Consider the following 16,111-nt stretch of genomic DNA (forward strand, 5'->3'; position numbering starts at 1 on the left):
AATAATCAAAATTAATTTAAGCAAAAAAAGACGCTTCGCAAACTGAATTGCGAAACGCCTGAAATTGTCGATATATAAAATATATTAACGTTTTGAAAACTGACTTGCTTTACGGGCTTTTTTAAGACCTGGTTTTTTACGTTCAACCATACGTGAGTCACGTGTAAGTAAGCCAGCGCGTTTTAAAGGTGTACGGAAATCAGGATCTACTTCTAATAAAGCACGAGAGATACCGTGACGGATTGCTCCGGCTTGGCCTCCGTAGCCTCCACCGTTTACGTTTACGAAAACATCGTATGAACCAGTTGTTTCAGTAATGCCAAATGGTTGGTTGATTACTAAACGTAGGTCAGCATGTGGGATGTATTCTTCAACGTCTTTTTTGTTTACAGTAATTTTGCCAGTTCCTGGTACTAAACGTACGCGAGCAACTGCATTTTTACGACGGCCTGTGCCGCTATATTGTACTTGTGCCAATGAAATTCCCTCCTTAAATTAAGTTTGTAATGTCTAATACTTCTGGTTGTTGCGCTGCATGTGGGTGTTCTGCGCCACCGTATACATGAAGCTTCATGCCTTGAGCACGGCCTAAAGTGTTTTTAGGTAACATGCCTTTTACAGAAGTTTCGATCAAACGACGAGAATTTTTAGCACGCAATTCTCCAGCTGTAACAGATTTTAATCCGCCTGGATACATTGAGTGACGGTAATAAACTTTATCATTTGCTTTATTACCTGTTAATTTTACTTTGTCTGCATTGATGACAATTATAAAGTCACCTGTGTCAATGTGTGGTGTGAATGTTGGTTTATTTTTTCCACGTAGCATTGATGCAACTACTGTTGATAGACGTCCCATAGGAACATCTGTTGCGTCTACTACGTACCATTTACGTTCTACTTCGCCTGGCTTAGCCATATATGTTGTACGCACGATTTCTTCCTCCAATTTCAGTTTCGAATGTTTGACAAACACTTGAGTTTCCGGGGCTCTCATGGGGCAAACAATACCATTTACCATAATACTTGCGAAAGTGCGCCATGTCAATCTTTTTCTCAGCTAAATAAAAATAAATATTCTCATTCATTTCCCATCTCTTCTATTGTATAAAAAATTTCTTGTTCGACGAAAATGAATAAACAAACACAAAAACAAAACTTTTTTGCATAAATATTTAAAAAGTGCTTGCGTTTTGTATTTTATGGTGCTAATATGACTACATCGCAAAGATGAAAATTGCATGAAATTTATTAACAAGGGAGAAATGCAGGATGAAAGAAAAAGTAATTTTAGCTTACTCAGGTGGATTAGACACCTCCGTATCAATTAAATGGTTAGTCGACGAAGGTTATGATGTGGTGGCTTGTTGCCTAGACATCGGTGAAGGTCGGGATACTGAATTTATTAAACAAAAGGCTTTACAAGTTGGCGCGTCTGCCTCTTATGCGATTGACGCTAGAGAAGAATTCTCACAAGATTTTGTTTTGATTGCTTTACAAGGCAATACTTATTACGAAAACTCTTACCCATTGGTTTCAGCTTTATCACGGCCGCTAATTTCTAAAAAATTAGTAGAATTAGCTCATGAGACTGGCGCAACAACAATTGCTCATGGTTGTACGGGTAAAGGAAATGACCAAGTACGGTTTGAAGTATCAATCCAAGCGTTAGATCCTAATTTAAAAATTATCGCACCTGTTCGGGAATGGAAATGGTCTCGGGAAGAAGAAATTAATTATGCCGCTGAAAAAGGTGTGCCAATTCCTGCTGACTTAGACAATCCTTATTCAATCGACCAAAACTTATGGGGGCGGGCTTGTGAATGTGGTGTGCTAGAAGATCCTTGGGCAACGCCGCCAAAAGGTGCTTACGATATCACTGCTGAATTAGAAGACACACCAGATGTTCCTTCTATAGTAGAGATTACTTTTGAAAAAGGTGTGCCAACTGAATTAAATGGTCAAAAAATGTTGTTGTCTGATTTAATCATGGAATTAAATGCAGAAGCTGGTAAACACGGCATTGGTCGGATTGATCATATCGAAAACCGGTTAGTCGGCATCAAATCACGGGAAGTTTACGAATGTCCTGGAGCGGAAGTTTTATTGAAGGCTCATAAAGAATTAGAAGATTTAACTTTTGTACGGGAAATGGCTCACTTCAAACCAGTGATTGAGCAACAATTATCACAAATGATTTATGATGGTTTGTGGTTCAACCCGATTATGGATTCATTGATTGCTTTCTTGAAAAAATCACAAGAAGTTGTAAATGGTACTTTGAGAGTGAAATTGTTTAAAGGCAACGTGATTGTTGAAGGACGGAAATCTCCAAACAGCTTATACAATGAAAACTTGGCAACTTATACTTCTGCTGACACATTCGATCAAGAAGCAGCGATTGGTTTCATTAAATTATGGGGTCTGCCAACAAAAGTGAATGCTGAAGTGCAAGCTGAAAGCAAACAACCAACTGTTTAAAATTTGAAAAATGCGGGTGTACTTGATGTGAGGTAGCTTTTACTTGCCGGTAAATAATGCTATCCGGTACACATCGCCATTGCTCTAGGCGAGTTTCTTTTCCCTGTAAGGAAATAAGGAAACCAGCAATGTTTTTTTCATCCTGAGGTATCTTTATGATGCCTCCTCCCTAAAAAATGAAGAGAATTTATGATAAAATCAAGAAAAAGGCCGCTGAGACGGTCTTTTTTGCTAAAAAAATGACGAGGTGAATTATGGCAAAACTTTGGGGCGGTCGTTTCGACGGCAAAAACGAAGCTTGGATTGATGCATTTGGCGCATCGATTCCTTTTGATCAAAAATTAGCCAAACAAGATATTATCGGCAGTCTAGCCCACGTAAAAATGCTAGGCGCAACTGGTATCATTACCACTGAAGAAGCATCTGAAATTACCAAAGGGTTAAATATCTTAGCTGAAAAAGTAGCGAATAACGAAGTCACTTTTACCATCGAAAACGAAGACATTCATTTAAACTTAGAAAAAATGTTAACTGACGAAATTGGCCTTGTCGCGGGGAATCTTCATACTGCCCGTTCACGTAATGACCAAGTAGCAACTGATATGCATTTATATTTGAAGGAACACGTACAAGACATCATCGAAAAAATGACTGATTTCCGAAGAGTTTTAGTGGAAAAAGCCGAGGAACATGTGGAAACCATCATGCCTGGTTATACCCACCTGCAACATGCCCAGCCGATTTCTTTTGGTCATCATTTGATGGCTTATTACGGAATGCTTAGTCGCGACCAAGCTCGTCTAGAAGAAAGCTTGAAGCGGATTGATCTGTCTCCTTTAGGTTCAGCAGCTTTAGCCGGAACAACTTTTCCGATTGATCGCTTTATGACAACAGAGGAATTGGGTTTCGCGGCACCATATAACAATAGTTTAGATGGTGTAAGCGACCGAGATTTTATCTTGGAATTTTTAAGTAACAGCTCGATTTTAATGATGCATCTTTCGCGGTTTTGTGAGGAAATCATTTTATGGTGTAGTAATGAGTTTAAATTTGTAGAATTAACCGATACTTTTTCTACTGGAAGCTCGATTATGCCTCAGAAAAAAAATCCTGATATGGCTGAATTAATTCGAGGAAAAAGCGGCCGGGTCTTTGGTGATTTGATTGGTTTATTGACTGTCATGAAAGGTTTGCCGCTAGCTTATAACAAAGATTTGCAAGAAGATAAAGAAGGCATGTTTGATACCGTCCATACTGTGGCAACCAGTTTAGAAATCATGACTGGAATGATTGCAACTATGTCTGTCAATACTATTCACATGGCCGAATCAACAGAAAAAGATTTCTCAAATGCGACTGAATTAGCTGATTATTTAGCTACTCGTGGGATTCCATTCCGTCAAGCCCATGAAATTGTCGGCAAATTAGTCTTAGATTGCACGCAAAAAGGCATTTATCTACAAGATGTGCCGTTGGAAGAATACCAAGCGATTACGCCGTTAATCGAAGTTGATATTTATGATACTTTAGCGTCTAAAACAGCGGTCATCCGTCGTCATTCTTTTGGCGGAACAGGTTTTGATCAGGTCAAAGCTCAAATTGACTTAGCAAAAAAAGAATTATAATTTTATTTCCCAGCGGTTTTTTACCGTTGGGATTTTTTTGCGTATATTTTTTGAGAAGGGACTGAGACGAACTATGGACAACTGGTCAAAAAAAATCACTAAAACACAAAATCATCTAGATCGCATAGGTATCACTACGATCGAAATTCATCTGCAAACGGATATTCTTAATCAAGCCATCCGAGTAAAAAGTATTTATGATCTTTCTCGCTTATTACACAAACAAGAATTCATTTATAAAATACAATATTTTGTTAAACCACGTGAAGTCTATGTCACACAAAATCATCAGCAAGCAATTCCAAAAATTTATTTAGAAATTTTAACTAAAAATATCTCTGAATATAATCAGGCCGTGGAAGCATTTGACTTTAATTTACCGATAAAAGTAGATTATCTTTGTAATGTTGAAAATAAATGGTTTTTATATCGAATCATTCATCCAACAGAATTTAAGCTAGGCGGCATTGTCTTGCAAGAATGGATGGGTCAGCTTGATCAGCAAGCACCACAGATATCGATTGAATTGGCTTGCCAAATTGAAGCAAAACTCAAATCGGTCTTCTTTTCAATGAAAGAAGAAGCTGACTATATCACCACCACTAGAAAAAATAAACGCACAAAATTTGTCAAAGAATTTTTAGATGATGCATATATTGATGAAGATCTTAAGGAATTGCGGAATTTTCTTTATCGAAGTCATGGTGAAATTAAAACGATTGATGCGCTATGCCATATGATAAAAGCAGACCATGCTAAAAATAACCGCCGAAAAACAAAAGTAAATTTTCAGTAATCTCAGTATTTCGCGTACCTTTATCTAAAGGGGGCAAATCGTCATGCTGCGTTTTATTTTTGGGACAATCATTGGGTCTTTTCTATGTTTAGTTAGTCAACGGTTACCACAAAAAATTTCCGTTGCTCGCCCTGCTTCTTATTGTTTTGACTGTCAGACTCCTTTGAAACCACTCGAAATGATTCCGATTGTCTCAATTTTACGTCAAAAATTCCGCTGTCGTCATTGTGGCAGTAAAATTCCTTTGGAAACCTTCTTGTTCGAACTTTTTTGTGGCGGGGCTTGTTGGTTTTTTCTAACAGAGTATACGTTTGAAAATTGCTGGTATTTATTTTTTATTCTATCTGTACTCGTTTTAGCAGTCATTGATTATCGTTATTTGATTGTGGAAATGCGCTGGTTTATTTTGACTAGCGGGGTTATTTTATTAGCTGCTATTCCTTTAAATATTCAAATTTACTGGGCCCATCCATTGGTCATTGTAGTTTGTTTTCTCTTTTTACAAATTGTCTTGCCAAAAAGTATCGGGTTAGGGGATTTGTGGGTGGTAGGATTTTGGAGCTTATTTTTAAGTGGCTTTGAATTATTGCTCTTACTTTTTATTGCTTCTTTGACTGGAATTATTTATGCTGTCTATCATAAAAAAAGACAGAAAGTGTTACCTTTTCTGCCTTTTTTATTTATTGGATTATTATTTATTTTTGTCAGACGCTATTTTTTCCAGTTTTGACGAATAAAGCCGGCACGGCCAGATCCTTCAGAATAGGCATTATAGTGGGCTGAGTTGGTACGGTAATAATCTTGATGATAGTCTTCTGCTGGATAGAAGGTTTGAGCAGGTTCAATTTTAGTAACGATCGGCTCTTTAAAACGCCCACTATTTTGCAGTTTTTCTTTTGAAGCTTCGGCGATTTCTCGTTGGTCTTCATTTTGATAAAAGATAACTGGACGATAAGAATCTCCTCGGTCAGCAAATTGACCAAAGGCATCCGTTGGGTCGGTTTGTTGCCAATAGGTTTCGACTAATTGATCATAACCAATCACATCGGGATCATAAGTAATCTCAACTGCTTCCGTATGACCAGTTAGACCACTGGAAACTTCTTGATAAGTCGGGTTTACAGTATGTCCACCGGTGTACCCTGAGACAACTTTCTTAATACCAGGTTGACTATCAAATGGTTTTACCATACACCAGAAACAGCCACCGGCAAATATTGCTTTTTCTTCTGCCATATTATTCTCCCCCTTTTTCTACACTATAATCAGATTCCAACAGATACGGTAATAATTTGCTTGAAAAATAATTTTTTAATTTTTTCTTACTATATAAGATGGTTCATCGTAAACTAAATTGTCAGAATTTTGATATTTTATTATTGACTTCTAATATTTCTTATCGTATACTCATATACATCAAACAGTTGGAGGTTATTTTTTATGAATCAGCAATTAAATAAGTGCCATTCACAACTGAATAACCGCTATTACTTTAGCTATTTTAGATAGTGTTTGTATTCATCAAGATGGATGCAAACAGTCAAGGTTTGTGTTTATCTATGATGGCTAGAGCTTTTTGCAATACCCAGCCACGTAGACGTACTAAGTGGCTAAGGGGAATTATAAACTCTTGGTAGATTCATCACCCACTTAGTCTTTCTAGGTGGGTGATTTTTATTTAAAAAAGGAGAGAATAATTATGAAAAAAATATTAGCAGGCATGGGATTAATTAGTTTATTGGTATTAGGAGCATGTGGTTCAAACAATACGGACGGAGACAGCGAAACAAAACGGGTCGGTGTTTTACAATTAGTTGAACATGCTTCATTAGACAATGCTTATGAAGGATTCAAAAAAGGGCTTGAGGCTGGTGGTTATACCGAAGGCGAAAACTTGGAAATTGATTATCAAAATGCCCAAAACAACCAAGACAATCTAAAAAGTATGAGCGAAAAATTAGTCAAAGAAGATCCAGACTTACTTTTGGCGATTGCTACACCAGCAGCACAAAGTTTAGCAACTGCGACAACCGAAATTCCAATTACCGTAACAGCAGTCACCGATTTAAAAGAAGCAAAATTAGTTAAAAGCGACAAGAAACCTGGCGGCAATATCACTGGAACAACTGACATGGTGCCTATCGACAAACAAATTGCTTTACTACTTTCAATCGTACCTGACGCTGAAACCATTGGCATTATGTATAACGCAGGTGAAGCCAATTCAAAAATCCAAGCAGATTTAGCTGAAGAAGCGTTAAAAAAAGCTGGCGTTAAGGTCGAAGTCAAAACAGCCAACACCACTAATGATGTCCAGCAAGTAACAGAATCATTAGCAACATCAACTGATGGCATTTACGTTCCAACTGATAATACCTTTGCCTCTGCTGCCTCAGTCATCGGCGAAGTCGTAAAAGAACATAAAATTCCGCTAGTTGCTGGTTCTACTGAACAAATCGATACTGGTGGTTTAGCAACAGTCGGCATTAACTATGAATCATTAGGTGAACAAACTGGTAAGATGGCTGCTAAAATCTTAGATGGCGATGCAACACCTGCTGATATGCCTGTTGAAGAATCAGATAATTTAGAATTAGTCGTGAATAAAGATATGGCCGAAGCATTAGGCATCGACCCTGAAACAATCAAAGAACCTTAAAAAGAAGAACCAGAAAGAAGGATGAATCATGAGTAATATTTTAGGATTATTATTATCAGCCACATCGCAAGGATTATTATGGTCGCTGTTGGCGATTGGGGTCTGGTTTACTTTTAGAATTTTAGACATTGCCGATTTAACAGCTGAAGGTAGTTTCCCATTAGGCGGGGGGATTGCAGCAGTCGGAATCGTTAATGGTCTAAATCCAGTTGCTGCTACTTTATTGGCATTTGTCGGCGGGATGGCTGCTGGCTTAGTAACCGGTATTTTAAACACAAAATTTAAAATACCTCCTTTATTGGCAGGGATCATCACCATGACCGGTTTATACTCAATCACATCTCGTGTGATGGGGGCACCAAACATTGCTTTATTAGGAGAAGATACTTTGTTTAGCGGGGTTCAAACTTTAGGGCTTTCCCGTAACAACTCAGTCATTTTAATTGGTTTGCTGATTGCATTAATTGCTATCATCTTATTGATTTTATTCTTCCGGACAGAGATTGGTTTAGCAGTTCGTGCGACTGGCGACAATCCTGATATGAGTGAAGCTAATGGTATCAAGATTGAAAACATGAAATTATTAGGTTACATGATTTCAAATGGTTGTATTGCTTTATCTGGTGCTTTATTAGCCCAAAACAATGGCTTTGCTGATTTAAACTCTGGTGTTGGAACCATCGTTATCGGCTTGGCTTCAATCATCATCGCTGAAGTATTATTACGTAACAAACCAATTGCGATTCGTTTAGGAACTATCGTAGTCGGCGCTATTTTATACCGTTTCATTTTAGCTTTGGTTTTCGAAATGAATGTCGAACCGTCAGATTCTAAATTAGCGTCTGCGATAGTCTTAGTCATTTGTCTATCATTACCGCAAATTCGAGAAAAATTAAACTTAAACATCGGAAAAAGCTCGAAACGAGAAAACAAAAAAGGAGAGAAAAGCAATGCAGCCAGTCTTAAAAATTAGTAACTTACATCAAACTTTTGAAAAAGGTACTGTCAACGAGAACCATGTATTGCGCGGCATTGACTTAGCTCTCTCACCTGGTGATTTCGTTACAATTATCGGTGGAAATGGTGCTGGTAAATCGACTTTATTAAATAGCGTGGCAGGAACTTTGCCTGTGGAAGATGGTCAACTATTCCTAAATGATACTGAGATTACCAAACAATCAGTCACTAAACGCTCAAAATATATCAGCCGGGTTTTCCAAGATCCTAAAATGGGTACAGCTGTCCGTTTAACAGTTGAAGAAAATCTTGCTTTAGCTATGAAACGTGGTCACAAACGCGGATTCAGCCGTGGTGTAAAAAGTAAAAACCGCAACTTCTTCAAAGAACAGTTAGCGACTTTAAACTTGAATTTAGAAAATCGCTTAGATGCTGAAATCGGCTTATTATCAGGTGGTCAACGCCAAGCCATCACATTATTAATGGCTACCTTACAACGACCAGATTTAATTTTACTAGATGAGCATACCGCTGCATTAGATCCAAAGACTTCCATTACGGTAATGGAATTAACGCAAAAATTAATCACCGAGCACCATTTGACAGCTTTCATGGTGACTCACAATATGGAAGATGCGATTCGTTATGGCAATCGTCTGATTATGCTACATCAAGGACAAATTGCCTTAGATTTAAAACAGGAAGAAAAACAAGATTTGACGGTGCCAAAATTAATGACGCTTTTCCAAAAAAATTCCGGTGTGGAATTAAAAGACGACGCTTTATTATTAGCCTAGAACTGGTTCATCCTTCTTTAGGACGGGAAGATTTTTCTTCTCGTCCTTTTTTTGATACACTGAGAAAAAATAGACTAGGAATAAAACAGTTCCTAATTAAAAAGGAGACGAGCCTGTGTCAACCAAAGAAATCGTATTACAACGCTTAAAGACTGCTGATCATGTCTTATCTGGCGAAACATTAGCCAAAGAAATTGGTGTTTCCCGTACAGCCATCTGGAAAGCAATCAAAGAACTGGAAAAAAAGGGCTATTTAATCCAACATACTGCTAATGGCTATCGCTATCAGCCTTCTGATATTTTAGAGCAAAAAGAAATCCAGCAAGGCTTAGACAACCGAGTGGCTGTAAAAGTATTGGCGACTTCTACTTCTACTATGAAAGACGCTCAGCTCTCTGTCTTAGAAGGCACGCCGACTCCTTTACTTGTCATAGCCGACATGCAAGAAGCACCTCGTGGACGCTTCAATCGTCCCTTTTTCGCAAAAGAAAAAGCTGGTATCTATATGAGCATGTTATTAGAACCAAAAGAACAATTAGCTGAGTTACCACAATATACAGTGCTAATGGCAGCTGCAGTTGCTGAAGCCATCGATGCATTAACACAACAAGACAGCCAAATCAAATGGGTCAACGATATTTATCTAAACGGTAGAAAAATCGTCGGTATCTTATCTGAAGCGATGACCGATGTGGAGACAAATTCACTCAAATACATCATTATCGGCATGGGCATTAATTTTTCGATTCCCCAAAATAGTTTTCCAACAGAACTTCAAGACAAAGCGAGCTCAATTTTTCCTGATGGCCAGCCAACAATTACCCGCAATCAATTAATCATTGAAATTTGGCAACGTTTCTTCAAACTATTAGCGGCCGACCCCGCTGAATACTTAGAAACTTATCGTAAAAAATCTTTTGTCTTAGGAAAAAAAGTCAGCTTCATTCGTCAAAAAGAAACTCATTACGGCACAGCTATTGCCATTACTAATACCGGCGAACTAGTGGTGGATGTCGATGGTGAACAAATGACCTTGTCTTCTGGAGAAATTAGTTTAAGCAGCATCCAATAAAAAAAGCAAATCCTCGTTGGATTTGCTTTTTATTTTCTAAATTTTTGGAAGCGACGAACTTCTCGCAAACTAAAGATCAAACAACCGAACCAACTCACCACACTCACCGCAAAACTCAAATAAATATACCACGGTACCAAATATTTCACTGTCAATTGATTTTTTCCAACCTTTTCAGTTACTGTCGGACTACCAATTTCTGATAAATCCGTATATTTTAATGGTTGGCCGTTTTGACTTAATTGCGTGCGGCGATAGACAATTACCGGCAAACGAGCCATGCCAGCTGTTTTACTCTCCCAAGTGACCGTCAATTCACCATTTTTAGCGGTTTTTTCAAAATTCTTATCGTTTAAAATTATTTGTTCTCCATATAATTGGTAACTATTTTTCTGATCGCTGTCATAGGTTGGCAAATAGTCTGGACTAGATTTTTGCATATCTTCTAAAGCCAGCTGTAAATCTTTACTGTAAAAATCCTTTTTGGTTTCCTCAACGTTTTTCATCCGATAAGTATGAGGTTTATTTAAAGAAATATTATCCCATCGAGCCAAGCGCAAATTAATTGTTGAAATCGATCCGAGGACACTCAGCAAACAAATGACTGCCATCACTCCATGCCACCAGCGTTTGAACATCAATTGCTCCAACATACTAGCTGCAAAAAATAAGAACAACATCGTAAAAGGCTCAAAGAAACGGAACGGAAATTGAATCAAAGACACAAAAGGTACATGATGCTGGACTAAAAAAGTCCACGGAATCAAACTAGTCGACAACAATAAAAAGAACAAGCTCGTGCCTAGCAACTGTTTGGTAAAGCCTTGAATTTTTTTATGGGTCACAATAAAGATCAGTAGCATCACAATTACTAAAGGTACTAGTATTTGCGGATAATCCAACCAATAACTTCCTTTTAAATTAATTGCCTTGTCACTCATATGATAATTAACAAACGGAAACTGCAAATGATTACCTAAATTCATCATTAATAGACTAGCCCAGACATTGACTGTTAATAATACATACAGCCCGATTGCTTTTACAAGTTGCCATAGTGTTTTTTTAATATCTGACTTTATTAAATAGCTAATGAAAAAAGGTATATAAATCCAACCTAACATAATAGCCGACAACATATGAATCTGGGTCAATACTGCTACACTCAAAGCTACTTTTACTACTGGAAAACGATGCCGCATACTCATATCGACAATCGGCAACAAACATAAAGGCATCAAGCTAGTTCCCCAACTGGTAAAGCCTTGATTAATCGTCCAATATAAAACCGTATAAGTAGTCATAAAAATAATTGCTGTCAATGTCGCCAAAGGTCGTTTAACTTTTCCATAACGTAATAAGCCATACATAGAGAAACCTGAAACTAAATATAAAATAAAATTCGACAGGATTTGATAGCGAAACCAAGTCCCTGCCGCTAAAACTAATAATCCTTGAAAATAAGCAAATACCGGTCCATAGACCGCATTAACCACTCGGGCAGACTGCTGAAAACCATACAATGAAATAAACGGTGAAAAATTATGATGTTTTATCTGCATCGCAGTCTCATAAAAACGATTGTAATGAAAAAGCGCGTCCGCCCCTAATACCATATTTTGACTAATAAAATGCGGCATAATAAATAAAATTGCTACCAACACAATGATCCCTGGATAAATTGCACGTTTCATTTACTCAACTCCTCCGCCTTATTGTACCGAAGTTAGCATTTTTTGAACAATAAAATGATAGATTTGAGAAAAAATTAAAAAAAACAAGACTGTCTTCTGACAGTCTCGTTCTCGTCATTATACTTTAGCTGGAACTTTTTCTTCAGTAGCATTTTTTACCGTCAAAGTAATCTTTCCTTTGCTGGCACCAATAGTCACTGAATCACCTAATTGAATTAAGCCCGACAATAAAGCTTCAGCCAGACGGTCTTCGACTTCTTTTTGGAGTGCCCGACGAATTGGTCGTGCGCCATATTCCGGATCAAAACCAACTTTTCCAATCACATCGATTGCTGCCGGTGTAATTTTAACTTTGATTTCGTGCTCGGTCATCCGCTCAACAATTGACTGGCTCATGATTTTCACGATTTCATGAATTTGATCTTGATTAAGGGATTGGAATACTAGCGTTTCATCAATTCGGTTTAAGAATTCTGGACGGTAAGTTCGTTTTAATTCTTCAAAAATACGTTTTTCCATGCTGACATGGTCTTGCATGATATCTTTAGCTCCAAAGCCGACACTCTTTTCTTCGCGGACTTCTCTGGCGCCGATATTTGATGTCATAATTAAAATTGTATTTCTAAAGTCTACTCGCCGACCCTTTGCATCGGTTAAGTAGCCATCATCTAAAACTTGTAATAAGATATTGAAAACATCTGGATGGGCTTTTTCAACTTCATCTAGCAAAATGACAGCATAAGGTTTTTGACGAATTTTTTCAGTTAGCTGACCACCTTCGTCATAACCAACATATCCTGGCGGCGAACCAATCAAACGACTGGTACTGAATTTTTCCATGTATTCAGACATATCTACTCGAATCAATGATTCTTCAGAACCAAACATCGCTTCTGCTAATGCTTTCGCCAATTCTGTTTTACCCACACCAGTTGGACCTAAGAACATAAATGAGCCAATTGGTCGGTTTGGATCTTTCAGACCACTCCGAGCCCGCCGAATTGCTCGCGAAATAGCTTTAACGGCGTCTTCTTGTCCTACCACACGTTTATGCAATACATTTTCTAAATCCAATAACCGTTGACTTTCTTTTTTCTCTAATTGTTGCAATGGCACACCGGTCCACTGAGAAACCACTGCAGCGACATCTTCTTCCGTTACTTCATTCGCATAGCCTTTTTCCTGTTTGGCTTCTTTCAAAGCTTCTGCTTCAACAGCCTGTGCCATTTGCTTTTCTTTCAAACGTAGACGAGCAGCTGATTCAAAGTCTTGGTTTTGAATCGCTTTTTCTTTTTCTGCTGATAAGTTTTCTAATTCTTGTTTCAATTCTACCAATTCAGATTCTTCATCTGTCGTATCTAAGCGGACTTTTGCACCACTTTCATCCATTAAGTCAATGGCTTTATCTGGTAGTTGACGAGAATTAATATAACGAACTGATAAAGATACCGCCGCATGTAATGCTTCGTCAGTAATCTTAATCCCATGATGTTCTTCATAACGTGGGCGTAAGCCTTTTAAGATTTCTTCTGCTTCTTCAGGAGTTGGTTCTTCCACCTGTACCCGGGCAAAACGACGTTCCAATGCAGAATCTTTTTCAATATATTTTTGATACTCATCTAAAGTCGTAGCACCAATTGTTTGCAATTCACCACGAGCCAAAGCTGGTTTCAAAATATTTGAAGCATCGATCGCACCTTCTGCACCACCGGCACCAATTAAAGTATGCAGTTCATCAATAAATAAAATAATTTGGCCATCGTTATAGATTTCATCAATCACTTTTTTCAAACGATCCTCAAATTCACCACGATACTTTGTACCCGCTACTAATGCGCCCATATCTAACATCATTAGACGTTTTCCACGCATGTCTTCTGGCACATCATCCGTAATTATTCGTTGAGCTAAGCCTTCTACAATAGCTGTCTTACCAACACCGGGTTCACCCACTAAAACTGGATTATTTTTAGTTCGGCGACTTAAAATTTGAACAACACGACGAACTTCACTATCGCGACCTACCACTGGATCTAAACGTTTTTCCCGAGCTAGTTTGGTCATATCACGGGCCAAACTATCAAGCGTTGGCGTCCCTTGTGAATTGGTTGTCGCTTGTTTCGCCGGTTTTCTACGATTGTTTTGACCATTGCTACCAGTCATCGATTCGTTGACGCCCATTTTACGTAATAGCAATTGACGCATCTTAGGTAAGCTTAATCCAAGATTGACTAAAATATGAGAAGCCAAAATCTCATCATCCCGCAGTAAGCCCAATAAAATATGTTCAGTTCCAACCAATTTAGCATTGAAACGTTTGGCTTCATCATCAGCAAAAATCAAAATTTGTTTTGCTCGCGGTGAATAAGGTAAATAACTACCTTCTGCATAATTGGTCACTGAACCATAACCAGTCATATTTTCAATTTCTTCACGAATATCCGTTTCCGTAGAATTCATTTGACGCAAGGTTTTTCCGGCAATTCCCTGTTGTTCAATAACTAAAGCCAATAATAAATGCTCTGAACCAACTGAACGATGTTTAAAATACTTTGCTTCTTGTTGGGCAATCGTCAAGACTGCTTTCGCTCTTTCAGTATATAATTGATCCATCTATTTCACTCCTTTTTTTCATAACTCAAACGTTCTAAAAATCCATGTAATACACGCGCCCGTAATCTATTTTCAATTTGACTAATTCCCAATGTGTTTTTCGACAATGCACTCAGCATTAAATTTCCTTCATTTTCCGTTACAATTTTCTCTTCAAATAATTTTTGAATAATTCCAAAAGCATTTGCTTCCGAAATTTCCGTTCCAAAAGAATTCATTAATTGTTCTAAGAAATAGTGCTGATCGGAAATCTGTACTTTGCTAATCCGAATATAACCACCGCCGCCGCGCTTACTTTCAACAATATATCCTCTTTGAAAAGTAAAACGAGTATTGATCACGTAATTAATTTGGGAAGGTACGCAATTAAACAATTGAGCCATTTCCGCTCGCCTGATTTCAATTATTTCATGGTCTTCTAAGATACCCTTCAAATATGCTTCGATTGAATCTGAGGTATTTCGACTCACTATTATCCTCTCCCATTATCTATTTCTGTTGACTATTTCTGACCTTAATTATAACGAATTTAGCATGTGAAAGAAAGAGTAATAGCTTATCTGTTTAAAAATGAGTAAAAAAAATAGAAGGTTTTCACCTTCTAAGAATCGGGAAGACAGGATTCGAACCTGCGACCCCTTGGTCCCAAACCAAGTGCTCTACCAAGCTGAGCTACTTCCCGTAAAAATAAGAAAAGACTACGCGCCCAAGAGGAGTCGAACCCCTAACCTTTTGATCCGTAGTCAAACACTCTATCCAGTTGAGCTATGGGCGCATCATTATTCGTACTAATGCCGAGGACCGGAATCGAACCGGTACGGTGATCACTCACCGCAGGATTTTAAGTCCTGTGCGTCTGCCAGTTCCGCCACCCCGGCATGTCCCTGGTCTTTTCAGAGAAAGCGGAAAACGGGGTTCGAACCCGCGACCCCCACCTTGGCAAGGTGGTGCTCTACCACTGAGCTATTTCCGCAAACTTTCGTTGCTTTTCTTAAAAAAGTGCCGGCTAAAGGACTTGAACCCTCGACCCTCTGATTACAAATCAGATGCTCTACCAACTGAGCTAAGCCGGCGTTTTATTTAATGCGGGTGAAGGGACTTGAACCCCCACGCCCGAAGGCGCTAGATCCTAAATCTAGTGCGTCTGCCAATTCCGCCACACCCGCATATCTTTATGAGCCGTACAGGGCTCGAACCTGTGACCCTCTGATTAAAAGTCAGATGCTCTACCAACTGAGCTAACGGCTCATATGGAGGTTAACGGGTTCGAACCGCTGACCCTCTGCTTGTAAGGCAGATGCTCTCCCAGCTGAGCTAAACCTCCATAAATCAAAAAATTCGCGTGGCGACGTCCTACTCTCACAAGGGGCAACCCCTCACTACGATCGGCGCTAAAAAGCTTAACTTCTGTGTTCGA

14 protein-coding genes, 8 tRNA genes and 1 rRNA gene are annotated in these 16,111 nt (G+C 38.5%); 8 read left to right on the forward strand and 15 right to left on the reverse strand.

Annotation, left to right across the window (positions count from 1 at the left end; translation table 11 throughout):
• Positions 1 to 84: 84 nt before the first annotated feature.
• Positions 85 to 477 (reverse strand): 30S ribosomal protein S9, encoded by a 393-nt coding sequence (gene rpsI / locus KUA55_RS14705; RefSeq protein ID WP_218327142.1) that lies wholly within the window; start codon positions 475 to 477, stop codon positions 85 to 87.
• Between the two features lie 13 nt (positions 478 to 490).
• Positions 491 to 937: a 50S ribosomal protein L13 gene (gene rplM / locus KUA55_RS14710; RefSeq protein WP_343214734.1), complete on the reverse strand. Its 447-nt coding sequence runs from the start codon at positions 935 to 937 to the stop codon at positions 491 to 493.
• A gap of 335 nt (positions 938 to 1,272) precedes the next feature.
• On the opposite strand from rplM, the gene KUA55_RS14715 reads away from it, so the two are divergent.
• From KUA55_RS14715 to KUA55_RS14730, 4 genes are all read left to right on the forward strand, one after another.
• Complete coding sequence (locus KUA55_RS14715) at positions 1,273 to 2,481, forward strand: argininosuccinate synthase (protein WP_218327144.1); 1,209 nt, start codon at positions 1,273 to 1,275, stop codon at positions 2,479 to 2,481.
• Between the two features lie 254 nt (positions 2,482 to 2,735).
• Positions 2,736 to 4,106: an argininosuccinate lyase gene (argH, locus tag KUA55_RS14720; RefSeq protein ID WP_218327145.1), complete on the forward strand. Its 1,371-nt coding sequence runs from the start codon at positions 2,736 to 2,738 to the stop codon at positions 4,104 to 4,106.
• Between the two features lie 73 nt (positions 4,107 to 4,179).
• A complete protein-coding gene (locus KUA55_RS14725) occupies positions 4,180 to 4,902 on the forward strand; it encodes a hypothetical protein (RefSeq protein ID WP_218327146.1) in 723 nt (240 codons plus the stop codon).
• A gap of 43 nt (positions 4,903 to 4,945) precedes the next feature.
• The gene (locus KUA55_RS14730; RefSeq protein ID WP_218327147.1) at positions 4,946 to 5,632 is read left to right on the forward strand and encodes a prepilin peptidase; all 687 of its coding nucleotides are present in this window, start codon (positions 4,946 to 4,948) and stop codon (positions 5,630 to 5,632) included.
• On the opposite strand, the gene msrA is transcribed toward KUA55_RS14730, so the two are convergent.
• A complete protein-coding gene (gene msrA, locus KUA55_RS14735; RefSeq protein WP_218327148.1) occupies positions 5,614 to 6,138 on the reverse strand; it encodes a peptide-methionine (S)-S-oxide reductase MsrA in 525 nt (174 codons plus the stop codon). The two genes, KUA55_RS14730 and msrA, sit on opposite strands and share 19 nt — an antisense overlap.
• 460 nt (positions 6,139 to 6,598) lie before the next feature.
• Here msrA and KUA55_RS14740 point away from each other — a divergent pair, with 460 nt between their 5' ends.
• The 4 genes from KUA55_RS14740 to KUA55_RS14755 all read left to right on the forward strand — a co-directional run bounded on the left by KUA55_RS14740 (position 6,599) and on the right by KUA55_RS14755 (position 10,387).
• Complete coding sequence (locus KUA55_RS14740; protein ID WP_218327165.1) at positions 6,599 to 7,561, forward strand: ABC transporter substrate-binding protein; 963 nt, start codon at positions 6,599 to 6,601, stop codon at positions 7,559 to 7,561.
• A 28-nt stretch (positions 7,562 to 7,589) separates the two neighbouring features.
• Positions 7,590 to 8,534 (forward strand): ABC transporter permease, encoded by a 945-nt coding sequence (locus tag KUA55_RS14745; protein ID WP_218327149.1) that lies wholly within the window; start codon positions 7,590 to 7,592, stop codon positions 8,532 to 8,534.
• Positions 8,512 to 9,315: an ABC transporter ATP-binding protein gene (locus KUA55_RS14750; protein WP_218327150.1), complete on the forward strand. Its 804-nt coding sequence runs from the start codon at positions 8,512 to 8,514 to the stop codon at positions 9,313 to 9,315. The genes KUA55_RS14745 and KUA55_RS14750 overlap by 23 nt, the downstream gene beginning before the upstream one ends.
• Positions 9,316 to 9,430: 115 nt before the next feature.
• A complete protein-coding gene (locus KUA55_RS14755) occupies positions 9,431 to 10,387 on the forward strand; it encodes a biotin--[acetyl-CoA-carboxylase] ligase (protein ID WP_218327151.1) in 957 nt (318 codons plus the stop codon).
• 29 nt (positions 10,388 to 10,416) lie between these two features.
• On the opposite strand, the gene KUA55_RS14760 is transcribed toward KUA55_RS14755, so the two are convergent.
• From KUA55_RS14760 to rrf, 12 genes are all read right to left on the reverse strand, one after another.
• Entirely contained in the window at positions 10,417 to 12,081 is a 1,665-nt protein-coding gene (locus KUA55_RS14760; protein ID WP_218327152.1) for a hypothetical protein, read from the reverse strand.
• A 117-nt stretch (positions 12,082 to 12,198) separates the two neighbouring features.
• Positions 12,199 to 14,694, reverse strand: a complete 2,496-nt coding sequence (locus KUA55_RS14765; protein ID WP_218327153.1) for an ATP-dependent Clp protease ATP-binding subunit — start codon at positions 14,692 to 14,694, stop codon at positions 12,199 to 12,201.
• 5 nt (positions 14,695 to 14,699) lie between these two features.
• Entirely contained in the window at positions 14,700 to 15,167 is a 468-nt protein-coding gene (locus tag KUA55_RS14770) for a CtsR family transcriptional regulator (protein WP_218327166.1), read from the reverse strand.
• 135 nt (positions 15,168 to 15,302) lie between these two features.
• Positions 15,303 to 15,376, reverse strand: a tRNA-Pro gene (locus tag KUA55_RS14775).
• 19 nt (positions 15,377 to 15,395) lie between these two features.
• Positions 15,396 to 15,469, reverse strand: a tRNA-Arg gene (locus KUA55_RS14780).
• A gap of 17 nt (positions 15,470 to 15,486) precedes the next feature.
• Positions 15,487 to 15,572: transfer RNA gene (locus tag KUA55_RS14785), tRNA-Leu, on the reverse strand.
• A 23-nt stretch (positions 15,573 to 15,595) separates the two neighbouring features.
• Positions 15,596 to 15,667, reverse strand: a tRNA-Gly gene (locus KUA55_RS14790).
• 27 nt (positions 15,668 to 15,694) lie between these two features.
• Positions 15,695 to 15,767, reverse strand: a tRNA-Thr gene (locus KUA55_RS14795).
• Between the two features lie 11 nt (positions 15,768 to 15,778).
• Positions 15,779 to 15,860: transfer RNA gene (locus KUA55_RS14800), tRNA-Leu, on the reverse strand.
• A 9-nt stretch (positions 15,861 to 15,869) separates the two neighbouring features.
• Positions 15,870 to 15,942 (reverse strand) — tRNA-Lys (locus KUA55_RS14805).
• Between the two features lie 3 nt (positions 15,943 to 15,945).
• A tRNA-Val gene (locus KUA55_RS14810) sits at positions 15,946 to 16,018 on the reverse strand.
• Between the two features lie 16 nt (positions 16,019 to 16,034).
• Positions 16,035 to 16,111 (reverse strand): 5S ribosomal RNA (rrf, locus tag KUA55_RS18765); the annotation flags it as partial.

This window comes from Enterococcus alishanensis (assembly GCF_019218635.1).
Taxonomy (GTDB): domain Bacteria; phylum Bacillota; class Bacilli; order Lactobacillales; family Enterococcaceae; genus Enterococcus_A; species Enterococcus_A alishanensis.

Bases quoted from the DNA above. Each gene is read 5' to 3' on its own strand.
- KUA55_RS14745 (WP_218327149.1), top strand. From the start codon at position 7,590: ATGAGTAATATTTTAGGATTATTATTATCAGCCACATCGCAAGGATTA.
- KUA55_RS14730 (WP_218327147.1), top strand. From the start codon at position 4,946: ATGCTGCGTTTTATTTTTGGGACAATCATTGGGTCTTTTCTATGTTTA.
- KUA55_RS14765 (WP_218327153.1), bottom strand. From the start codon at position 14,694: ATGGATCAATTATATACTGAAAGAGCGAAAGCAGTCTTGACGATTGCC.
- msrA (WP_218327148.1), bottom strand. From the start codon at position 6,138: ATGGCAGAAGAAAAAGCAATATTTGCCGGTGGCTGTTTCTGGTGTATG.
- KUA55_RS14725 (WP_218327146.1), top strand. From the start codon at position 4,180: ATGGACAACTGGTCAAAAAAAATCACTAAAACACAAAATCATCTAGAT.
- KUA55_RS14750 (WP_218327150.1), top strand. From the start codon at position 8,512: ATGCAGCCAGTCTTAAAAATTAGTAACTTACATCAAACTTTTGAAAAA.
- KUA55_RS14715 (WP_218327144.1), top strand. From the start codon at position 1,273: ATGAAAGAAAAAGTAATTTTAGCTTACTCAGGTGGATTAGACACCTCC.
- KUA55_RS14760 (WP_218327152.1), bottom strand. From the start codon at position 12,081: ATGAAACGTGCAATTTATCCAGGGATCATTGTGTTGGTAGCAATTTTA.
- argH (WP_218327145.1), top strand. From the start codon at position 2,736: ATGGCAAAACTTTGGGGCGGTCGTTTCGACGGCAAAAACGAAGCTTGG.